Consider the following 19914-nt stretch of genomic DNA (forward strand, 5'->3'; position numbering starts at 1 on the left):
CCGAGGCTACTCCGACGCACGACCCAGACTCATCTGGCGCAGTTCCTGCTCACTGGCAAGGTGTTCGGGCCTTTCCACCTCACCGCTGAGCACATGGTGGAAGACCGCGTCCACCCGCTCCGGGTCGATCCCGTGGGCCTGGGCCCAGGCCACCCGGTAGATCGCCAACTGGGTGGGGTCGCTGGGCTGGTTGGCGGTCTTCCAGTCCACCACCTGGTAGTCGTAGCCGCTCTCGGGATCGGTGGAGTAGACCGCGTCGATCCGCCCGCGCAGCAAGCTGCTGCCCAGAACCAGCACGAAGGGCACCTCGACCGCGACGGGTTGCCGGCTGGCATAGGGGCCCTGTTCGAAGGCCCTGATCAGCCGGTGAAGAGCCAGGTCCGATTCGGTCAGTTCGGTGCTGGGCCAGTCGTCGGGATCCATCAGGCTGGCCACCCCGAAGCGTCGTTCCACCCACTCGTGGAAGCGCGTACCCAGGCTGGCCGCGGGGGAGACCGGACGGGGCATCGGCCGGATCAGCGACGCGGCATAGCCCTGCGGATCCCGGCGGGCCGCCATCAGCGCCGACGCGGACAGCGAGTCGGGCATCGGGACCGGCACCTCGGGCAGGTCCCCCGATCGGGCCTCGGCCAGCAACTGGTCGATTTCGGCATCCCAGCGGGCCACCATCGCCTCGTGGTCCAGGGTGAGCAGTGCTTCGGGGGCGTCATAGCTGCCCGTGGCGGCACGGCGTTCCCGGGCGGCGTCCACCAGTTCCGCGGCCAGCAGGCGGCGCTGCTGGGCCTCCGGGTCTGGGGCCACCGGCCAGCCCACCCGGGCGCTCGGCGGGGCCGCCGGGTTCTGTTCGGCCACCGGGGGCGCCACGGCCAGCACCTGACCCTGCCGTTCGGCCTCGGCCAGCACGCTGAGCAGGTAGTTCGCGGGTTTGCGCGGCTTGGCCTGCCCGGGACGCCAGCTGTGGCCCGTGGCGGTCAGCTGTTGCCGGGCCCGAGTGATCGCCACATAGGCCAGCCGATCCTCCGAGCGCCCCTGCGCCTCCTTGAGCTCCTTGCCGTAGTCGGTGAAGGCGGCATTGCTGACATCCTGCAGCTGCGGAATGGAGTCGGCATCACCGCGCAGGTCGGCGGGCAGCACCGCGGCATTCTTGGTCCAGTTGTCGGTCACCCGATCGGAGGGGAAGACGCCCTCCACCAACGACGGCAGGTAGACCACGTCCCATTCCAAACCCTTGGAACGGTGCACGGTGAGCAACTTCACCGAATTGCGCTCGCTGGGGGTGGCCTGGTCCAGCCCGGCACCATGGTCCAGTTCGGCATCCAGCCAAGCCAGCAGCCCGGCCAGCGAGGCATCCCCATCGACGTCGGTGTATTCCGCCACCGCGTCGGTGAAGGTGGCCAGCTGGCTGCGGCGGTTGGTGCGCTCCAGCTCGGCCGTGGCGGAGAGCTCCACGTCCAGCCCCAGGGTGTGCACCACCCGTCGGACCAGCTCGGTGACCGGCTCGTCGGCATGCCGACGCAGGCCGGCCAGCTCCCGGCTGAAGGCGGCCAACCGCCGTCTGGCCTCCTCGCTGAAGGGCGCCTCACCCGGATTGTCGACGGCATCCAGCAGGCAGACCACCTCGGAGGGATCCACCTCGGCGATCGCATCGGCCAGGTCCGAATACAGGTCTGGGGCGTCGGGCCGTTCCGGGCGGGATTCCCGGGAGAGTTCCACCGCACGACGGCCCAGCAGCGCCAGGTCTCGTTCACCGATCCGCCAGCGGGGGCCGGTGAGCAGCCGCACCGCCTCAGGATTGGCGGTGACGTCGTTGACCAGGGTGAGGGTGGCCACCACGTCGGCGATCTCCGGCAGCCGCAGCAGCCCGCCCAGACCGACGATCTCCACCGGCACGTCCCGGTCGGTCAGCGCCCGGAAGATCGGCGCGATGTCGGCATTGCGCCGCACCAGCACCGCGATCCGAGCCCAGTCCCCGGCACGGCCGTCGGCAACCACCTGGTCGGCCAGCCACTGGACCTCCTGGGGCCAGGTCTCGAAGGTGGCGGCCCGCACCTCACCGCCGGGCTTCTCCGGTGGCGCCACCAACTGGACCGGCTCGTGCCCGTCGCGCACCAGCAGCGGGTCGTCGCGCAGCACCCGGGCGACGTCATTGGCGACGTCCAGGATCTTCTGCCCGCTGCGTCGGTTGACGCTCAGGGTGTAGGAGTCGGCCGGGCTGCCGTCGGCCCGGGGGAATTCACCGGCGAATTGCAGGATGTTGCTGGCCGCCGCACCGCGCCAACCGTAGATGGCCTGGAAGGGATCCCCGACGGCGGTCACGGCGTGACCACGGCCGAAGAGCCCGCGCAGTAGTTGGGCCTGGGCCGACGACGTGTCCTGGTACTCGTCCAACAGCACCACGCTGAAGCGTTGCCGCAGCGCGGCGGAGACCGCGGGCACCCGCTGCACCAACCGGGCCGCCACGGCCATCTGGTCGGCGAATTCCACCAGGCCCAGTTCCCGCTTGAGTTGTTGGTAGCCGGCCACCAGCTCCAGCAGTTCCACCCTTTCCCGGCTGTTGGCCTCGGCGGCCTTGACGGCGGCATAGGGATTGCCGCGGTTGTTCAAAGGTGCCTGCGCCAGATGGGCCAGGAAGTCGTCGGCGTGGGTGATGATCTGTTCCCGGGTGGCCAGGTGGGAGGACATGTCGGCGTCCAGCCGCAGCACCCGGTCGGTGACGCTGGCCGGGCGCAGCCGGGAGATGTGCTCGAAGGGTCCGGGGGTGTTGGCCACCACCCGGGAGGCCAGCCGGTAGCGGGAGGCGCCGGTCAGCATCAGCGGGTCGGTCTCTACGCCGATCCGCAGGCCGTGCTCGTTGACCAGCCGGGCGGCGAAGGAGTCATAGGTCATGATCACCTCTTCACCATCGGCATCCTCCCCGTCGGCCTCCAGCACCCCGGCGGTGACCAGGGCAGAACGCACCCGCAGCCCCAGCTCGGCGGCGGCCTTGCGGGTGAAGGTGAGCCCCAACACCTGCTGCGGCGCCACCTGACCGGTGCCGACCAGCCAGACCACCCGGGCGGCCATCACGGTGGTCTTGCCCGAGCCGGCACCGGCGATGATCACGGCGGGGCCGAGCGGGGCGGTGATCGCCGCGAGTTGCTCGTCGGAGAAGGGAATGCCGAGCGCCTCGCACAATTCGTCGGTGCTGCGCAGCAGCCGACGCGGGCTGGGGATGGGGGTGATGCTCACTGGACGACCTCCTCGGCGGTGCGGGTTGCGGGGCAGCTGAGAGCGAAGGGGCAGAACTGGCAGCGCTCGCACCGGCTGGCGGGAAAATCCTCGTCGCGAATGGTCCGGGCGGCCCGCGCCAGGTGCTCGTGCACCCAGGTTGGATGCCCCTCGACCGGGGGCGCCTCGTCCAGCGGCGGCTGGCTGAGCACCTTGGGCCACGGCAGTTGCCCGTCCTGCTTGCGCAAGTAGACCAGTTCCGCCCCACCGACCCGCCGCTCACCGGGCGCCAGGTGGTCGAAGGCGCCCTGCTGCGCGGCCAGCTGGTAGAGCCCCAGCTGGTCCATCTGGTCCACCCGGGCCTGGGTCGGCACATGCCGGCCGGTCTTGAAGTCGACGATCCGCAACCGTCCCTGCGAGTCGCGTTCCAGCCGGTCGACGCTGCCGCGGACCTCCACCACTTCCCCGTCCACCTCGATCCGGGTGGTGAAGGCCACCTCCACCCCCAGCACCTCGCGGGATTCGGCGGCCTCGGCCCAGGCGGTGAAGCGTTCCAGGGCCGATTCGGCCTCCACCCGCTCCGAGGAGGACAACCACTGCGCATCGAAGCGGATCTGCTGCCACACCTCGTCCAGGTGCTCGGCCATCTCGTCGGCCGCCAGGTCATCGCTCATCGCATGCTGGGCCAGCACGTGCACCACCGAGCCCAGCGACGCCGCGCTGCCGCGCTGCGCCTCCGCCCGGGCCTGCCTGGCCAGGAACCATTGCCGGGGGCAGTCCAACAGCGCCTCCACCTGGGATCCCGACAGGCTGATGGGCGCGCCGGGTTCGGCCACCGGCTGCTCCGCCCGCGAGTAGTCGCTGACCCCCCACCAACTGCCCGGGTTCGCGCTGGGCACCAGGGCACGGCCGGCGGCATCACGCTCGTCGGCCAGCCGGGCCAGCCGGGCCGCCGCCGCCTCCCGCAGGTCCGGGGCCTGGGTGGGGTCGGTGCTGACCCGGCGCAGCTCGGCCACCAGCGCGGGCAGGGTCATCGCCCGCCGGGAGCGCCCCAGCACGTGCTCCACCTCAACCCCCAGCTCGCCCAGGAAGCGCGACGGCTGGTCGCCCTCCCCCTCCACGCCCTCGACGGCGCAGACCACCAGCGTGTCACTGGCCCGACTGCAGGCCAGGTGGAAGAGCCGCCGCTCCTCGGCCAGCACGCCGCTGGTGGGGCTGGGCGGAAGCACCCCGTCGGGGGTGATCCGGTCAGGCTCCAGCAGGGTGCCGCGCCGGGTGAGGTTGGGCCAGCTGCCCTCCTGCACGCCGACGACCACCACCAGCGGCCACTGTTCGCCCTTGGCCCGGTGGGCAGTGACCAGCCGGACGCCGCGGTCCTGCAGGTCTGACTCGCGGGAATTGTCGGCGGGGATCTGCTGCCCGGACACCTCCGCCACCAGCGCGCGAACTCCCTTGTCCCCCATCAGTTGGGATTCGCGTGCTGCCAGATCGAAGAGCGCGCACACCGCATCCATGTCCCGGTGCGCCCGGCCCGAGCCGTCGTCGCCGGCCAGCGCCTGCTGGCGCAGCAGCTGGGGCCAGCGGGTACCGCTCCACAGCTGCCACAGCGCCACCTGGGCGGTGCCGCCACGCGAGATCACACCGCCCACCTGGGCCAGCAGCTCACCCAGGGCCACCGCCGCTCGGGCCTCGGCGGGGAGCGTGCCGTCCTCCCCCGCCAGCCCGGCGCCCACAGCCGGGTTGGTGACCAACTCGGCCACCAGCTGGCCCGACGGCCGACTGTCCAGCCCCAGTTCCCGCGAGCGCAGCAGCCGTCCCAGCCGGCGCAGCGCCAGGCTGTCCAGCCCGCCCAGTGGTGAGCGGAGCAGCCGGGCCACCTCGTCGGGGTCAACCTCGCGCCCGGCGGCCAGATCGGCGGCCAGCTCCAGGCCCAGCAGCAGCGGACGGACGGCGAGCTCCTCGGCCAGGGCAATCTCGTCGCCGGCCACCTCCACCGGTACCCCGGCGGCGCTCAGGCCGCGGGTCAGGGCGGGCAGGTCGCCCCGCCCTGAGCGGGTCATCACCGCCATCTCCTGCCAGGCCAGCCCCCCTTCCAGGTGGGCCTGACGCAGCACCTCGGCCACGTGCTCCAGCATCGATCCGAAGCTCTCGTAGACCCGGGCACGCACCGCCCCCTTCGGCGCCCCCTCACGGGGCTGCTGGCCGTGTGCTGCGCCATTGCGGGGCAGCCGAGCGGCCACCAGCGAGCAGGCCTTGGTCGCCTCCCGGGAGTTGCGGTGGTTGGTCAGCAGCTCGATCCGCTCGGGCGTGACGCCCGCGCGGCCGAAGGTCCGGGCAAAGTCGGTCACGCTCCGCAGGTCCGCCCCGCGGAAGGCAAAGACGGTGGTACTCGGGTCTGCGAAGGCCACCAGCCCCAGGCCCAGCTCGGCAAGATCAGCCAGCAGGGCGATCTGCGACGGGTCGCATTCGGCGAACTCGTCGACGTGCACGCTCTCCAGCTCCGCGGCCACGCTGCTGCGCACCTGCTCATCCAGCAGCAACAGCCGCGTGCGGTGCACCAGCTCGGAATAGTCCAGGCTGCCCTCGGCGTCCAACACGTCCAGATAGGCGTCGTAGAAGGTGCCGACCGCCACCCACTCCGGACGGCCGGCCGCCCGGCCCGCGTCGGCCACCTGCGCCGGATCCATCCCCAGCTGGCGGGTCCGGGCCAGCACGGCCCGCACCTCGGTGGCGAAGCCGCGGGTTCCGGCGGCGGCCAGCAGGTCATCGGGCCAACCGGTGGTGTCGTGCCCGGCCAGCAGTTCCCGCACCCGGAATTCCTGCTCGGGGGCGGTCAGCAGCTTCACCTGCCCCACCAGTTCCGGATCGCTGAAGCGACGCAGCAGCGCATGGCAGAAGCCGTGGATGGTCATCACCTTCGGCGCCACCTGACTACGCCCGACGCGCCGCACCAGCCGGGCGCGCAGCTCCTGGGCGGCGGGCCGGGACCAGGTCAGCACAAGGTGCCGGCTCAGGTCACCGTCGACGGCACGGGCCGCGACGGATTCCACCAGGGTGCTGGTCTTTCCCGTGCCCGGCCCGCCCACCACCAGCAACGGCGCGCCACCTTGCCGGGCGGTGTCCACCACCCGCTGCTGGGCGTCGTCGAGCACGACGCGCTGCCCGTCGGAGGCGACGGGAGGAACCAGGATGAAGCTGCGATCTGCCACGGGAACATGCAATCAGAGCCCTCTGACATTTTTCGCCCGCCACCCGATGCGGGCACTCCCCCCCCCCGGGTGGGTGTGCCTCAACCGGAATCTGTGACAGGCTGGAGCAACCAAGTTCCATCAAGGGAGAACAGCATGGCAACCGGCACCGTCAAGTGGTTCAACGCGGAGAAGGGCTTCGGCTTCATCGCCGTCGACGGCGGCCAGGAGGACGTCTTCGTGCACTACAGCGCGATCGAGTCCTCGGGCTTCCGTTCGCTGGATGAGGGTCAGCCCGTCGAGTTCGACGTGGTGCAGGGCCCCAAGGGCCAGCAGGCCGATCACGTCCGCCCGCTCTGAGCCAGCTGCTGACGGAGGTTGACGGCCGCAGCCTCAGCCTCACCAATCTGGATCGGCAGCTCTTCGACACCGGCTTCACCAAGGCCGAGGTGATCGACTACCAGCTGCGGATCGCCTCGGTGGCACTGCCCCATCTCGAGGGCCGCTGCCTGACCCGCAAGCGCTTTCCACAAGGGGCGTCAGCGGAGTCCTTCTACGAGAAGAACCTGCCCAACGGCGCCCCCGAGTGGGTCACGACGCAACTGGTCGACGCCTCCGACGTGCCGATCAGCTACCCCTTGGCCGACTCGCCCGCCACCTTGGTCTGGCTGGCGAACCTGGCCGCCCTGGAACTGCACACCCCCCAATGGCGGGTCCAGGACCTGGCCGGTGGCCCCGGTTCTCCCAGCAGGACGATCAGGCTCGACGCGCAGAACCTGGTGCGCAGCAATCGCGTCGTCCTGGACCTGGATCCGGGGCCGGGCACCACCATCGTCGATTCCTGCCGCGCCGCGATGATGGTGGCCACCGAGCTGGCGGGCGACGGCCTGGTGCCCTTCGTCAAGACCTCCGGCAACAAGGGCCTGCAGATCTTCGCTGCGATCGAGCCCACACCGTGGCAGCGGGTGGCCGGCTATGTCCGGTCACTGGCCATCCAGCTGGCCGCGCGCCATCCCGAGACCTTCGTGGCGGTGATGGCCAAGCAGGAACGCCCCAACCGGATCTTCGTCGACCATCTGCAGAACCAGGCAGCGCGCAACACCATCGCACCCTATTCGCTGCGTGCCCGTGCCTTCGAGTCGGTCTCCACGCCGCTGACCTGGGATGAGGTGGCCGCGGTGGACTCCCCCGATGCGCTGCAGTTCCGCGCCGACGAGGTGTTGCACCGCGTCGAACAGCACGGCGACCTGTGGGCCGACCTGCTCGATCCCGCGCTCGCGGCCCCGCTGCCACCGGCCCGCAGCGACATCTGAACCCGTGACTGGCACCATCGGCCCACCGCATGGTGGACTAACCCCCATGACAGAGCAGCCGGCAGGTCCGGAGCGAGACCATTACACGCTGCAACCCCTGCCGTGGTTGGCAGGCTGCAGCGATCGGGGACAACGGCACGAGACCAATCAGGACGCCCTGGCGCTGGCCGGCCGCGAGACCGCGCATGGTCCGCTGGCGGTGCTGGTGATCAGCGACGGGGTCTCCACCTCGCTCGGCTCCGAGCTGTCGGCGGCGCTGGCGGCGGAGGTCGCCTCGGCATCCCTGGTGGCGATGCTGCGCGAGGAGCCGCATGCGACGGCGGAGCAGGTGCAGGCGGGCCTGACGGCCGCCTTCCACCAGGCCAATGGTGCGGTGCTGGCCAGCGAGGGCCCCGGCCCGGAGCCGGGCTCCTGCACACTGATCGGCGCGGTGCTCAATGATGGCCGGATCACCGTCGGGAATGTCGGCGACTGCCGTGGCTACTGGATCGGGGACGACGGCCAGGCGCAGATCCTCAGCGTCGACGACTCCCTGGCGCAGGCCCGGATCGAGCTCGGGATGAGCCGGGAGGAAGCCGAACGCAGCTTCCAGGCGCACGCCATCACCCGCTGGCTCGGGCCCGAGAGCGCCGACGTCACCCCTCGCCAGGCCACCATCGACTCCCCCGGCGCAGGCTGGTTGATGATCTGCAGCGACGGGCTGTGGAATTACTGCTCCGCAGAGGATGAGATGCGCGATCTGGTGCTGCGCACCGCCGCCGACTGCCAGCAGCAGGTGGCGGCCACCGTGGAGGCGCTGGTCGGCTGGGCCAACCAGCAGGGCGGCCGGGACAACATCACCGTCGCCCTGACCCGCGTCGGGGACGGCACGCTTGCCGACAACGGGTAGGTTGGGGCCGTGGAAATCAAGATTGGTGTCAACAACATCCCGCGCGAGGTCAGCATCGAGACCGAGGCCTCGGCCGATCAGGTCGAACAGGCGCTGCGCACCGCCCTCACCGAGGGTGGCCTGCTCACCCTCACCGACGCGAAGGGCCGCAAGGTTCTGGTGCCGGCCGCCCAGATCGGCTACGTCGATCTGGGTCAGGAACACAGCCGTCCGGTCGGCTTCGGCAACCTCTGAGACGGCAGGCCGAAAGCCGGGGGCTGGTCAGGTCAGCCCCAGCAGCTCCATCCGTTCGCCATGGGCGGCGGCCAGGCGGGACATCAGAGCGCTGATCGCCGCCAGGTCGTCGCCCTGTCCTTCTCCCAGCCCGGTGAGCATCGTGGTCAGCTCGCCCTCGCGGGCGGCGACTCGCTGGGCCTGGCTGAGCGCCTCGGCCAGCAGCCGACGGCCGAACAGGGCCAGCCGACCCCGCTGGTCCGGGTCCGCGGTGATCGCCTCGGCCAGCATCCGGCCGGGCTCCGACGCCAACTCGGCGTCGTCGATGGAGCCGGTGAGGATCTCGCGCAGTTCGGCGGACAGGTTGCCGCCCACCCCGTCGGCGAAGTCACGCACCAACCCGCCGATGATGCACAGCTTCACCAGGGATTCCGCCCAGGTCTTGGGTTCGGTGTGCCCGTTGAAGGCGTCCACCGGCGTCATGAAGCGCTGCATGGCGCCCTGGAGGTGACTGCCCCGGGTCTGCAGTTCGCGTTCCAGCCGGCCCAGATGGCTGAACCGCTGGGCCGCGATCCGCGCCAGCACCAGCTTGTCCTTGATGCTCGGCGCCTCGGTGGCCGCCGACGCGGTGCGTTCGAAGGCGGCCAGGGAGCCGTAGGCAACCAGCCCCAGGAGCTCCACCTCCGCGGTGCGGATACTTGCCTGGTTGCCCGGTGGCTGATGCTCTGCTGCCATCTTGTTCGCGATCACGAGGCACAGGTTAGTCGCCCAGCGTGCCTTGCACGACGGGGATCACCGCGAACCGGTAGCCTTGCTGTGTTGCACGTTCCCGTGCAACCGCAGGTCGAGCCCCGCACACGCGGATGTGGCCACCTGCAGCAAACGCGCCGGTCTGACGATCGGTGGATCGAAAGAGACCTGAGCTGTGACCGAGAACCTGAATGTCGACGCCGAGCGCGTCGACGCCCTCGTCGGCGACGACGTGCACTCCGACCTGCCCAAGCCTGATGTGCAGACCACCTGGGACGATCTGGGCGTGCTGCCCGAGGTGCAGCAGGCGCTGGAGACCCAGGGCATCACCCACCCCTTCCCCATCCAGACGCTGGCCATCCCGATTGCCATCATGGGCACCGACCTGATGGGTCAGGCTCGTACCGGCACCGGCAAGACGCTGGCCTTCGGCATCTCCATCCTGCAGCGCTGTCTGCTGGAGGGCGACGAGGGCTATGAAGAGCTGGCGATGCCCCCGGGCAAGCCGCAGGCGCTGGTGATGTGCCCCACCCGTGAGCTGGCGCTGCAGGTCTCCAAGGACCTGCAGGTGGCCTCCACCGTACGCAAGGTGCGGGTGCTGACCGTCTATGGCGGAGTCGGCTATGACGCGCAGCTGGAGGCGCTGGAGAAGGGCGTCGACGTGGTCGTCGGCACCCCCGGCCGCCTGAAGGACCTCTCCGACCGGGGCACGCTGGACCTGTCCTGGCTGCGGATGCTGGTGCTGGACGAGGCCGACGAGATGCTGGATCTGGGCTTCCTGCCCGACGTCGAGACCCTGATCGGCAAGGCCCCGGCCGACCGGCAGATGCTGATGTTCTCCGCCACCATGCCGTCGGCCATTGTCGGCCTGGCCCGCGCACACATGCACCAGCCGATCAATGTCCGCGCCGAGGGCCACGACGCCCAGGCCACCGTGCCGGACACCACCCAGTTCGTCTACCAGTCGCACAACCTGGACAAGCCGGAGATCATCGCCCGGGTGCTGCAGAGCAATGACGTCGACAAGGTGATGGTCTTCTGCAAGACCAAGCGCGCCGCCCAGCGCCTCTCCGACGACCTGGAGGATCGCGGCTTCAACGCCGCCAGCATCCACGGCGACCTGAACCAGGCGATGCGGGAGAAGGCGCTCAAGCGCTTCCGCGCCGGTGAGGTGAAGGTGCTGGTGGCCACCGACGTCGCCGCCCGCGGCATCGACGTCACCGGCGTCAGCCACGTGATCAACCACGAGTGCCCGGAAGATGCCAAGACCTATGTGCACCGGATCGGCCGCACCGGCCGCGCCGGGAACAAGGGCATCGCGATCACCCTGGTGGACTGGGCCGACATCGTGCGCTGGAAGACCATCAACAAGGCCCTCGAGCTGGACTTCGACGATCCGGTGGAGACCTACTCCACCAGCCCGCACCTGTACACCGATCTGGACATTCCCGAGGGCACCAAGGGCAAGTTGGCCGGTGCCGTGCCGAAGGATCGTCCCAAGCGCGACGACGATCGCGGCGGCCGTGATGGTGGCCGCGGACGCGGTGGGCGCGACGCCGGCCGTGGGCGGGGACGTGACACGGCCAGCGACGACGAGGGCACCGAACGTCCTCGTGAGGAGCGCAAGGAGCGCCCCAAGCGCAGCCGTCGCCGGTTGAAGAATGGCGAGCCCGTCGAGGCCGGCACCGAGCAGGCCACCGCCGAGGCCGCCCAGGCCGAAGCCCCGCAGGCCGAAGCCCCGGCCGACGGCGAGAAGAAGCCCCGTCGTCGTCGCCGCAGCCGCGGCCGCGGCGGCGCCAAGCCGGAGGGTACCGACGCCCCGTCGGCCGGCGACTCCCCCGAGGCCTGACCCCGGTCAGTACTTCATCTGCATCGCGGAGCGGACCTCATCCAGGGTCTGCTCCGCGATCGCATTTGCCTTCTCATTGCCGGCGCGCAGCACGGCGCGCAGGTGGTCCGGGTTGGCGGCCAGCTCGGCCCGCTTGGCCCGGATCGGCGCGAAGTGCTCGTTGATCGCCTCGGTGACCAGCTTCTTCAGGCCGCCGCCGCCGGCATCGCCCAGCTCGTCGGCGATCCGCACCGGGTCGCCCCCGGTGGCCAGCGCAGCCAGCAGCACCAGGTTGCTGACCTCGGGCCGGGTGGCCGGGTCGTAGCTGATGTGCCGCTCGGAGTCGGTCTTGGCGCGCTTGATCAGCTTGGCCGTCTCGTCAGCGGTCATCCCGATCTCGATGGTGTTTCCCTTGGACTTGCTCATCTTGGTGCCGTCCAGGCCCAGGATCGCCGGGGCGGGGCTCATCAGGGCATCGGGCTGCGGGAAGACGGGGCTCTCGGCGTCGACGCGGCCGTAACGCTCGTCGAAACGACGGGCGATCACCCTGGTGATCTCGATGTGCGGCAGCTGGTCCTTGCCGACGGGCACCAGGTTGGCCTTGCAGAACAGGATGTCGGCGGCCTGGTGCACCGGGAAGGTGAGCATCAGCCCGCTCATCGGCCGGTTGGGATTGTTGGCCATCTCGTCCTTGACCGTGGGATTGCGGTGCAGCTCGGGCACCGTGACCACGCTCAGGAAGGGCAGCAGCAGCTGGTTGAGCGCGGTCACCGACGAGTGGGTGAAGATGGTGGAGCGCTCCGGATCCATCCCGCAGGCCAGGTAGTCGGCCATGCCGTTGAGCACATTGTCCTGCAGGGTGCCGACGCCATCGCGGTCGTAGATCACCTGGTAGTCGGCCACGACGAGCATGGTCTCGACACCCAGGTTCTGAAGCCGCACGCGGTTGGCCAGCGAGCCGAAGTAGTGGCCGATGTGCAGCTTGCCGGTGGGCCGATCTCCGGTAAGGATCCGGTACTTGCCCGGATTGACCGCAATGTCGGCCTCGATCTGGCGGCTGCGCTCCAGCGATCGGTTCAGCGACGCGTCGCTGATCTCCTCGCTGAGCACCTCTTCGGCCTGTGACTGCATGCCGACCTTGTCCTGGCTCATGATGTCCTCTCCTCGCTCACCCACAGCAGGCGAGCTTACCTTTCCTGCACGACGAACGCGGCGCCGCCCACTGGGGGGCGACGCCGCGGGTCGATGCTCGGGATGCTGGCTCAGACGATGCCGCCGCGCAACCGGATCCGACGCAGGATCTCGCGGTAAGCGGTGTCGCGGGTGTTCTCGCAGCCCAGCGGGTTGTTGCGCTTGCCCAGACCGTGGTAGTCGGAGCTGCCGGTGCGGATCAGGCCCAGCCGACCACCCAGGGCGAAGAGCAGTTCACGCGCGCGCTCGTCGTGGTCGGGGTGGTTGACCTCGATCCCCTCCAGACCGTGCTCGTTGACCAGGCTCTCGATGAGCGGCGCGGTCAGCACCTGCTCGTTGCCGCGGCCCCACGGGTGCGCCAGGATCGCGATGCCGTGCGCGTCGTGGATCAGGTCGATCGCGGCACCCAGCTCGCAGGCGTAGCGCGGCACGTAGCCGGGCTTGTCGTCGCGCAGCCACTGGTCGAAGGCGTCGTCGCGATCCTTGACGTAGCCCTTGGCCACCAGCGCATCGGCGACGTGCGGGCGGCCGATGGATGGGGAGGCACCAGCGGCAGTGATGATGTCGTCGACCGTCAGCGGCATGCCCAGCTCGGTCATCCGTTCGGCGAAGGCCTTCAGCCGACCTGTGCGCGCCACCCGGATCTTGGCCAGCTCCTGCACCAGGGGCCGGTGGAAGGGGTCGCAGCCGTAACCGAGCAGGTGCACCGAGCGGCCATCCACCTGGGTGGACATCTCAATGCCGCACAGCACCTTCACGCCGATCCGCTTGCCGGCCTCAATGGCTTCGGGAATGCCGTCGAAGGTGTCATGGTCGGTGAGCGCGATGACGTCCAGCCCCACCTCCATCGCCTTGAGTACCAGTCGGGTGGGCGTGTCGGTGCCGTCAGAGACTACCGAGTGAGTGTGGAGATCGATCCGCATGGTCCTATCATGCCCGACTCGTCACGCGTTCGTCATGAGCGAGCGCACCGTTCTGAGACCAACCGACATCCGGGCCAGGTCCGGCTCGCTGTCCAGGATCTCGTTCAGCATCTGACTGCGCTGTTCGACAGCGGGTGTGGTGGCCCACCAGGCGTCCAGATCCCCGTGCGGGGCGATCTGGGCCACCAACTGGCTCTGCACCGCCAACAGGTCGTCGCGCAGCGCGGAGCGGGCCATCGTGTCCCACCTGTTGGTGCGGGGCAGGCCCTCGATCCGTTCCAGCATGCGGTCCAGGCCGAGCCGCTCGGAGGTCTCGAAGAAGAGCGTGGCCACCTCAGCGGCGTCCCGCTGCTGATCCTGGGCGATCTCCACGCAGGGCAGCAGCAGGTGCGCCCAGCCGGCCCCGACGGCCACGGCCGCCAGGTCCTCGTCGACTCCCGCCTGGAGCACCTGGGCCAGTTGCTCGTCGTAGCTGGCGCGGGCCTTGCTGGCCAGCAGCTCCGGCAACACCCGGAACAGGCCCCGCACCCCGTCGCGGAAGCGGTCGATCACCGCCTGGATGTCGATCCCCTCCGCAAAGTGGTGCAGCAGCCAGCGGGCTCCGTACTCCACCAGCATCCGCAGCCGCAGGCGTAGCCGGGTCTGCAACTCGGCATCCAGCGCGGCCCGACGGGTGTTGACCTCCACCCGGCCCGCGTCGAAGATACTGCGGGCGGCCAGCTGGGCACGGACCACCTGCGCCGGCTCCGCCCCGGTCTCGCTGGCCAGCCGGTGGCAGGCGGTCATGCCCTGGGAGTTGACGAAGCGGTTCACCGCGACGGTGGCGATGATCTCGCGGTGCAGCCGGTGTTCGGGCATCCGCTCCCGGTAGCGTTCCCGCAGCAGCGGCGGGAAGTACTGCACCAGCCGATCCGCGACGAAGGGATCATCGGGCAGGTCGGAGGCCAGGATCTTGTCCGAGAGCCAGATCTTGCTCCAGGCCAACAGGGTGGCGAGCTCCGGGCTGGTCAGGCCGGAGCCCTCCCCGATCCGCTGCTTCATCACCGCCGTCGAGGGCATGTTCTCCACCGTGCGGTCAAGGTAGCCGGCCTGTTCCAGCTCCGTCATCCAGTCCTCGTGCACGCCAGCCAGCGACGGGGCCTGGAAACGGGCATTGGCCAACGCCAGGTTCTGGTCCACGTTGTGGCTGAGCACCAGGGCCGCAACGTCGTCGGTCATCTGGGGAAGCAGCGCATCGCGCTCCTCCTTCTCCAGCCGGCCGGCCCGGACCTCACCGTCCAGCAGGATCTTGATGTTCACCTCATGGTCGGAGGTGTCCACCCCGGCCGAGTTGTCAATGAAGTCGGTGTTGATCCGTCCACCCGTGCGGGCGTATTCGATCCGGCCGAGTTGGGTCCAGCCCAGGTTGCCGCCCTCGCCGGCCACCCGGGCGCGGATCTCGGAGCCATTGCGCCGAACCGCATCATTGGCCTTGTCACCAACGTCCTGATGGGTCTCGGAAGCGGCCTTGACATAGGTGCCGATGCCGCCATTCCACAGCAGGTCCACCGGCGCGGCCAGGATGGCGCGGATCAACTGGGTGGGGGTCAAGTGCTCGACGCCGTCGTCCAGCCCCAACGCCTCGCGCGCCTGCGTGGAGATCGGTATCGACTTGGCCTGTCGGGAGAAGACGCCGCCGCCCTCGCTGATCAGCTCCGCGTCGTAGTCTGCCCAACTGGAGCGCGGCAGGTTGAACAGCCGCACCCGCTCCTCGAAGCTGCGTTCCGCGTCGGGCGTCGGATCCAGGAAGATGTGCAGGTGGTTGAAGGCGGCCACCAGGCGGGTGTGCCGGGACAGCATCATCCCGTTGCCGAAGACGTCGCCGGCCATGTCACCGATCCCGACGCAGGTGAAGTCCTCGTTCTGGCAGTCGATGCCCAGTTCACGGAAGTGGTGCTTGACCGATTCCCAGGCGCCGCGGGCGGTGATGCCCATCGCCTTGTGGTCGTAGCCCACTGAACCGCCCGAGGCGAAGCCGTCGCCCATCCAGAAGGCGCGCTCCACGGAGATCTGGTTGGCGATGTCCGAGAAGCTGGCGGTGCCCTTGTCCGCCGCCACGACGAGGTAGGGGTCGTCGGCGTCGTGGCGCACCACGCGGGCGGGCGGCCGCACCTCGCCGTCGACGATGTTGTCGGTCAGGCTGAGCAGGCTGCCGATGAACAGCCGGTAGCAGGCCTTGCCCTCCTCCAGCCAGGCGGCCCGGTCGACGGCCGGGTTGGGCAGCTTCCGGGCGAAGAAGCCACCCTTGGCACCCACCGGGACGATCACCGTGTTCTTCACCATCTGCGCCTTGACCAGGCCGAGCACCTCCGTGCGGAAGTCCTCCGGCCGGTCGGACCAGCGCAGGCCGCCGCGCGCGACGGCGCCGAAGCGCAGGTGGACGCCCTCCACCCGCGGTGAATGGACGTAGATCTCGAAGGCCGGGCGGGGCTGCGGCGCCAGCGACAGCTGGCCGGGCAACACCTTGATCGCGAAGGCCGGCGCGTCGGCGGCAAAGAAGTTGGTCCGCACGCTCGCCTGGATCACCTCCAGGAAGTAGCGCAGGATCCGGTCCTGGTCCAAGGAGGCCACCTCGTCCAGTTCGGCGTCCAGCTCGGTCAGGCGCAGCGCGATGGCCTGTTCCCGGTCACCCCCCAGATCCGGATCGAAGCGGGTCTCGAAGAGCCCCACCAGGTGCTTGGCCACCGCCAGGTTGGCCCGCAACGTCTGTGCGATGTAGGTCTGGCTGAAGGGGGTCCCCAGCTGCTGCAGGTAGCGGCCGATGGCGCGCAGCACCATCACCTGCCGCCAGGTCATCCCGGCCTCGGTGACCAGCGCGTTCAGCGCGTCCACCTCGGTGGCGCCGCGCCAGGAGGCGTGGAAGGCGTCGGTGAAGCGGCGTCGGGCCGTCTCGTCCCAACCGTCCCGGCCCCCGGCCAGATCCAGCCCAAAGTCGTAGATCATCGCCTGGCTTCCGCGCAGGGTGACCTCGAAGGGGTGCTCGTCCAGCACCCGCACGCCCAGGCTGGTCAGGTGCGGCATCACGTCCTGCAACTGCATCGTCTGCCCGACGCGCATCACCTTCAGCCGCAGGTCGGACTGGTCCTCCGGGGCATCCGGCGCGTAGACCGCGAACTGCATCCCGTCCTCGCCGGTCACCTGGTTGAGCGCCTTCAGGTCGGCGACGCCCTGGCGCGCCGTGTACAGCTGCTTGTAGGTCTCGGGGAACTGCACACCGCGTTCCTCCGAGGGCATCGACGAGGCCAAGTCGATGAAGTCATCGTCCCAGTGATGGGTGGCCTCGGTCAGCTGGGCCTCGACGGCGGGCACGTCCAACTCGACGTCGGAATCGGCAGGCAGGTCCAATGTGAAGTAGAGCCGGGCCAACACCGACTGGGTCACCTGCGCCTGGTAGTCGATCCCGGTGGCGCCCGTCGCCTTCAGGAGGATCTTCTGCATCGCCTCCCGGACGTCGGTGTTGTAGCGGTCGCGGGGGAAGTAGACCAGCGCGCTCATCCGGCCGGGCCAACGGCTCTTGCGGACGAAGAGCCGCACCTGTCGACGTTCCTTCAGCTGGCTGACGTCGAAGACCACGGGCTTGAGCTCTTCGACGGTGGCATGGAAGAGCTCCTCGCGCGGGAAGGCGTCCATCACCGACCAGACCGTGCGGGCGCCGTGGCTGTCCTCGTCGTAGGCGAAGTCGGTGATGATCTGCTGCGCCTTGTCCCGCAGCACCGGGATGGTGCGCACACTCTCGGTGAAGGCGCGCTGCCCGAGCAAGCCCAAAAAGCGCTGCTCCCCCACCGGCCTGCCGTCCTCGTCGAAACGCCGGATGGCCAGGTAGTCCATCAGCACATTGCGATGCACCGTGGCATGCCGGGAGTCCTTGGTGATCGCCAGCAGCAGCACCGGATCATAGGTGGGCATCGCGTTGAACTCGTCGGGTTCCTCATTTCCCCGCTGGATTCCCAGTCCGGTGCCAGGGATCGGCACCGCCGTGCCATCGCGATAGTCGTACTCGCGGTAGCCCAGGAAGGTGAAACGCTCGTCGGCCAGGTAGCGCAGCAACTCCGCAGCGGCATTGCGCTGCTGTTCGGTGGCCGGCCCGGGGCGGGAGGGCAATTCGTCCGCGATCCGCCGCATGGTGTCACGCATCGGTTCGAAGTCCTCCACCGCACGGCCCAGATCCCGCAGACCGACCCGCAGCCGCTGCTCGAGGGCCGGCACCAATGCGTCCATCGAACCGCCCAGCGGCGGGGTGGCCAACACCCCCACCCAGGACTCATCGGTGGTGTGCTCGTCCTCGGTCAGGTCGGCGCGCAGCAGACGCCCCTTGTCGTCGCGCACCACCCGGAACTGCGGATGGAAGAGTTCCACCACGCTCCAGCCCGACGAGGTGAGGGCCATGGCGACGGTGTCCACGATGAAGGGCCGGTCGGTGGCCACCACCTGGATCAGCGTGGGTGCCCCGGGGCGACGCGGCGCGGTGACCTGCACCAGATCCTCCCCGGTCCGACGCGTCATGCCCAGTTCCAGGTGGCCCTGCATCAGGTCGGCCAAGACCTGGGAGTCCAGGGCAGTCAGGTCTTCGTCACGAACGTGCGAGAGCCATTGTTCCAGCATCTGCCGGAGGCGCTGCGAGGGCATCCCCGTCAGCTTGTCCTGCAGGCGCGCGGTGAGGTCGTCGAGGATTCCGGTGCGCTGTTGGCCAGCGAAGATCATTCGCAAACTCCCATCGGGTCAGCGGCCGCGTTGCCGTCCACCCATGACCCTACCCAACGCTGCGCCGTGGGCGAAGAGCCAGACAGCGGGGCGTCGCAGCCGGTAAGAATGAGGGCATGGAGATCTCTTCCCGCCTCGACTTCGAGGCCGACCCCAAGACCACCTACCTGATGCTGACCGACAAGGGCTGGCTCGAGCAGTTGGTGAGCCGCTCGGAGGCCACCAGCCACTCGATCGACATTGCCGGGCAGACCACCCGGGTGGAGATGACCCTGCCCGCGCCCGGCGAGATGGCTCGCTTCGTCGGCAGCGCGCTGAAGCTCAACCAGGTGGTGACCTGGGGCGATCCCGCGGCGGATGACTCCCGCGAGGGCAGCCTGACCATCGAGGTTCCCGGCATGCCGGTGAAGATGGACGGAACCGCCAGGCTCTACCCGGGTGGCAAGGGAACGATCGTCGACTACCAGGGCGAGCTCAAGGTGAGCATCCCCCTGATGGGCAAGAAGATCGAGCAGCAGGCCGCGCCCTACGTCAAGGACGCGATCGACGCTCAGCAGGAGGTCGGCGACGAATGGCTGATCTCCCACCGCTGACCTTGCCCGGGAGGGGCGTCAGTCCGTCTCGATGAAGGTGTCCTCGCCCACCAGCGGGCGCAGGGCATCGGGATCCGCGGGAGTGGCGACGACGTAGTCAACGGCCTCGTCGTCGTCCTCCCCGGCGAAACGCTCCTTGATCAGGGCAACCTCGTGACCGGCGGCGTCGATCGCTTCCGCGGCCTTGATCGCCTCGTCCTCGTCGTCGAAGTGCATTCGGGACACCATCAGCTGGCCGCCTTCTTCTCGTCGTCGTCTGCTGTCGTGGGCTCCGCGGCCTTGTCGGCGGCCGCCGCGCGCTTCGCCTTGGCTGCCTCCACCGACGCCTTCAGCGCGGCCACCAGGTCAACCACCTCGCCGCCACCGCTGGTGGGAGCCTCGGCCTTCTCCTCCACCGCGACGCCGGAGAGCTTGGCCTGCACCACCTGCTCCAGGGCCTCCCGGTAGGAGTCGGTGTAGTCGGCCGGGTTGAACTCACCCTCCATCTGGGTGATGAACATCTCCGCCATCGCCACCTCCGCCTCGGAGGCCTTGATCTCGTCGCTGGGCGCGGCAAAGGATGAGTCGCGCACCTCGTCGGGCCACAGCATGGAGTGCATCACCAGCACGTCCCCCTGCGGGCGGATGAGGGCCAGCGACTCACGGCTGCGCAGCGCCACCTTCACCACGGCACTCTTGCCGGTCTTGGCCAGCGCGTCGCGCAGCAGCACATAGGGCTTGGCACCGGGACCCTCGGCCTCCAGCACATAGCTCTTCTCGAAGTAGGTGGGGTCGATCTGCTCGTCGGTGACGAACTGCACCACGTCGACGGTCTTGGCCGACGTGAGCGGCAGGGATTCCAGGTCTTCCTTGGTCAGCACCGCCATCCGGCCGTCGGGCGCCTCGTAGCCCTTGCCGATCTCGGCATAGGGCACCTCGGCGCCGCACTTCTCGCAGACCCGCTTGTACTTGATCTTGCCGCCGTCGGCCGGATGCACCTGCTTGAAGGAGATGTCCTTCTCCTCGGTGGCGCCGTACAGCTTGACGGGGATGGTGATCAGGCCGAAGGAGATCGCGCCCTTCCAGAGTGAACGAGGCAT

General features: G+C 69.4%; 14 protein-coding genes. 6 read left to right on the top strand and 8 right to left on the bottom strand.

What is annotated here, in order from left to right:
- Positions 1–6: 6 nt before the first annotated feature.
- Positions 7–3228 carry a UvrD-helicase domain-containing protein gene (locus AAEX57_RS14175; protein WP_342092998.1) on the bottom strand — a complete coding sequence of 1074 codons (3222 nt, stop codon included), beginning with the start codon at positions 3226–3228 and terminating at the stop codon, positions 7–9.
- Positions 3225–6416, bottom strand: coding sequence for an ATP-dependent helicase (locus AAEX57_RS14180; protein WP_342092999.1), 3192 nt, complete (start codon positions 6414–6416; stop codon positions 3225–3227). The genes AAEX57_RS14175 and AAEX57_RS14180 overlap by 4 nt, the downstream gene beginning before the upstream one ends.
- Positions 6417–6551: 135 nt before the next feature.
- On the opposite strand from AAEX57_RS14180, the gene AAEX57_RS14185 reads away from it, so the two are divergent.
- The 4 genes from AAEX57_RS14185 to AAEX57_RS14200 are packed head-to-tail and all read left to right on the top strand — an operon-like array spanning position 6552 to position 8831.
- Complete coding sequence (locus AAEX57_RS14185) at positions 6552–6755, top strand: cold-shock protein (RefSeq protein WP_342093000.1); 204 nt, start codon at positions 6552–6554, stop codon at positions 6753–6755.
- Between the two features lie 47 nt (positions 6756–6802).
- Positions 6803–7708, top strand: coding sequence for a non-homologous end-joining DNA ligase (ligD, locus tag AAEX57_RS14190; protein WP_446721174.1), 906 nt, complete (start codon positions 6803–6805; stop codon positions 7706–7708).
- Between the two features lie 46 nt (positions 7709–7754).
- On the top strand, positions 7755–8597 hold the full coding sequence (locus AAEX57_RS14195) for a PP2C family protein-serine/threonine phosphatase (protein ID WP_342093001.1): 843 nt from the start codon (positions 7755–7757) through the stop codon (positions 8595–8597).
- A gap of 9 nt (positions 8598–8606) precedes the next feature.
- Positions 8607–8831 carry a DUF3107 domain-containing protein gene (locus AAEX57_RS14200; protein ID WP_342093002.1) on the top strand — a complete coding sequence of 75 codons (225 nt, stop codon included), beginning with the start codon at positions 8607–8609 and terminating at the stop codon, positions 8829–8831.
- Between the two features lie 27 nt (positions 8832–8858).
- Here AAEX57_RS14200 and AAEX57_RS14205 read toward each other — a convergent pair whose 3' ends face one another.
- Positions 8859–9560, bottom strand: coding sequence for a ferritin-like fold-containing protein (locus tag AAEX57_RS14205; RefSeq protein WP_342093003.1), 702 nt, complete (start codon positions 9558–9560; stop codon positions 8859–8861).
- Positions 9561–9792: 232 nt separating this feature from the next.
- Here AAEX57_RS14205 and AAEX57_RS14210 point away from each other — a divergent pair, with 232 nt between their 5' ends.
- The gene (locus AAEX57_RS14210; RefSeq protein WP_342093039.1) at positions 9793–11409 is read left to right on the top strand and encodes a DEAD/DEAH box helicase; all 1617 of its coding nucleotides are present in this window, start codon (positions 9793–9795) and stop codon (positions 11407–11409) included.
- Positions 11410–11415: 6 nt separating this feature from the next.
- Here AAEX57_RS14210 and trpS read toward each other — a convergent pair whose 3' ends face one another.
- From trpS to AAEX57_RS14225, 3 genes are all read right to left on the bottom strand, one after another.
- A complete protein-coding gene (trpS, locus tag AAEX57_RS14215) occupies positions 11416–12540 on the bottom strand; it encodes a tryptophan--tRNA ligase (protein ID WP_446721171.1) in 1125 nt (374 codons plus the stop codon).
- A 110-nt stretch (positions 12541–12650) separates the two neighbouring features.
- Positions 12651–13502, bottom strand: coding sequence for a PHP domain-containing protein (locus tag AAEX57_RS14220; protein WP_342093004.1), 852 nt, complete (start codon positions 13500–13502; stop codon positions 12651–12653).
- Positions 13503–13523: 21 nt separating this feature from the next.
- Positions 13524–18242, bottom strand: coding sequence for an NAD-glutamate dehydrogenase (locus tag AAEX57_RS14225; protein ID WP_342093005.1), 4719 nt, complete (start codon positions 18240–18242; stop codon positions 13524–13526).
- Between the two features lie 116 nt (positions 18243–18358).
- Here AAEX57_RS14225 and AAEX57_RS14230 point away from each other — a divergent pair, with 116 nt between their 5' ends.
- Complete coding sequence (locus tag AAEX57_RS14230) at positions 18359–18835, top strand: DUF2505 domain-containing protein (protein ID WP_342093006.1); 477 nt, start codon at positions 18359–18361, stop codon at positions 18833–18835.
- Between the two features lie 18 nt (positions 18836–18853).
- Here AAEX57_RS14230 and AAEX57_RS14235 read toward each other — a convergent pair whose 3' ends face one another.
- Positions 18854–19063, bottom strand: a complete 210-nt coding sequence (locus tag AAEX57_RS14235) for a hypothetical protein (protein ID WP_342093007.1) — start codon at positions 19061–19063, stop codon at positions 18854–18856.
- Entirely contained in the window at positions 19063–19914 is an 852-nt protein-coding gene (gene ku, locus AAEX57_RS14240) for a non-homologous end joining protein Ku (protein WP_342093008.1), read from the bottom strand. The genes AAEX57_RS14235 and ku overlap by 1 nt, the downstream gene beginning before the upstream one ends.

It is taken from the genome of Luteococcus sp. H91 (assembly GCF_038433135.1).
GTDB lineage: Bacteria > Actinomycetota > Actinomycetes > Propionibacteriales > Propionibacteriaceae > Luteococcus.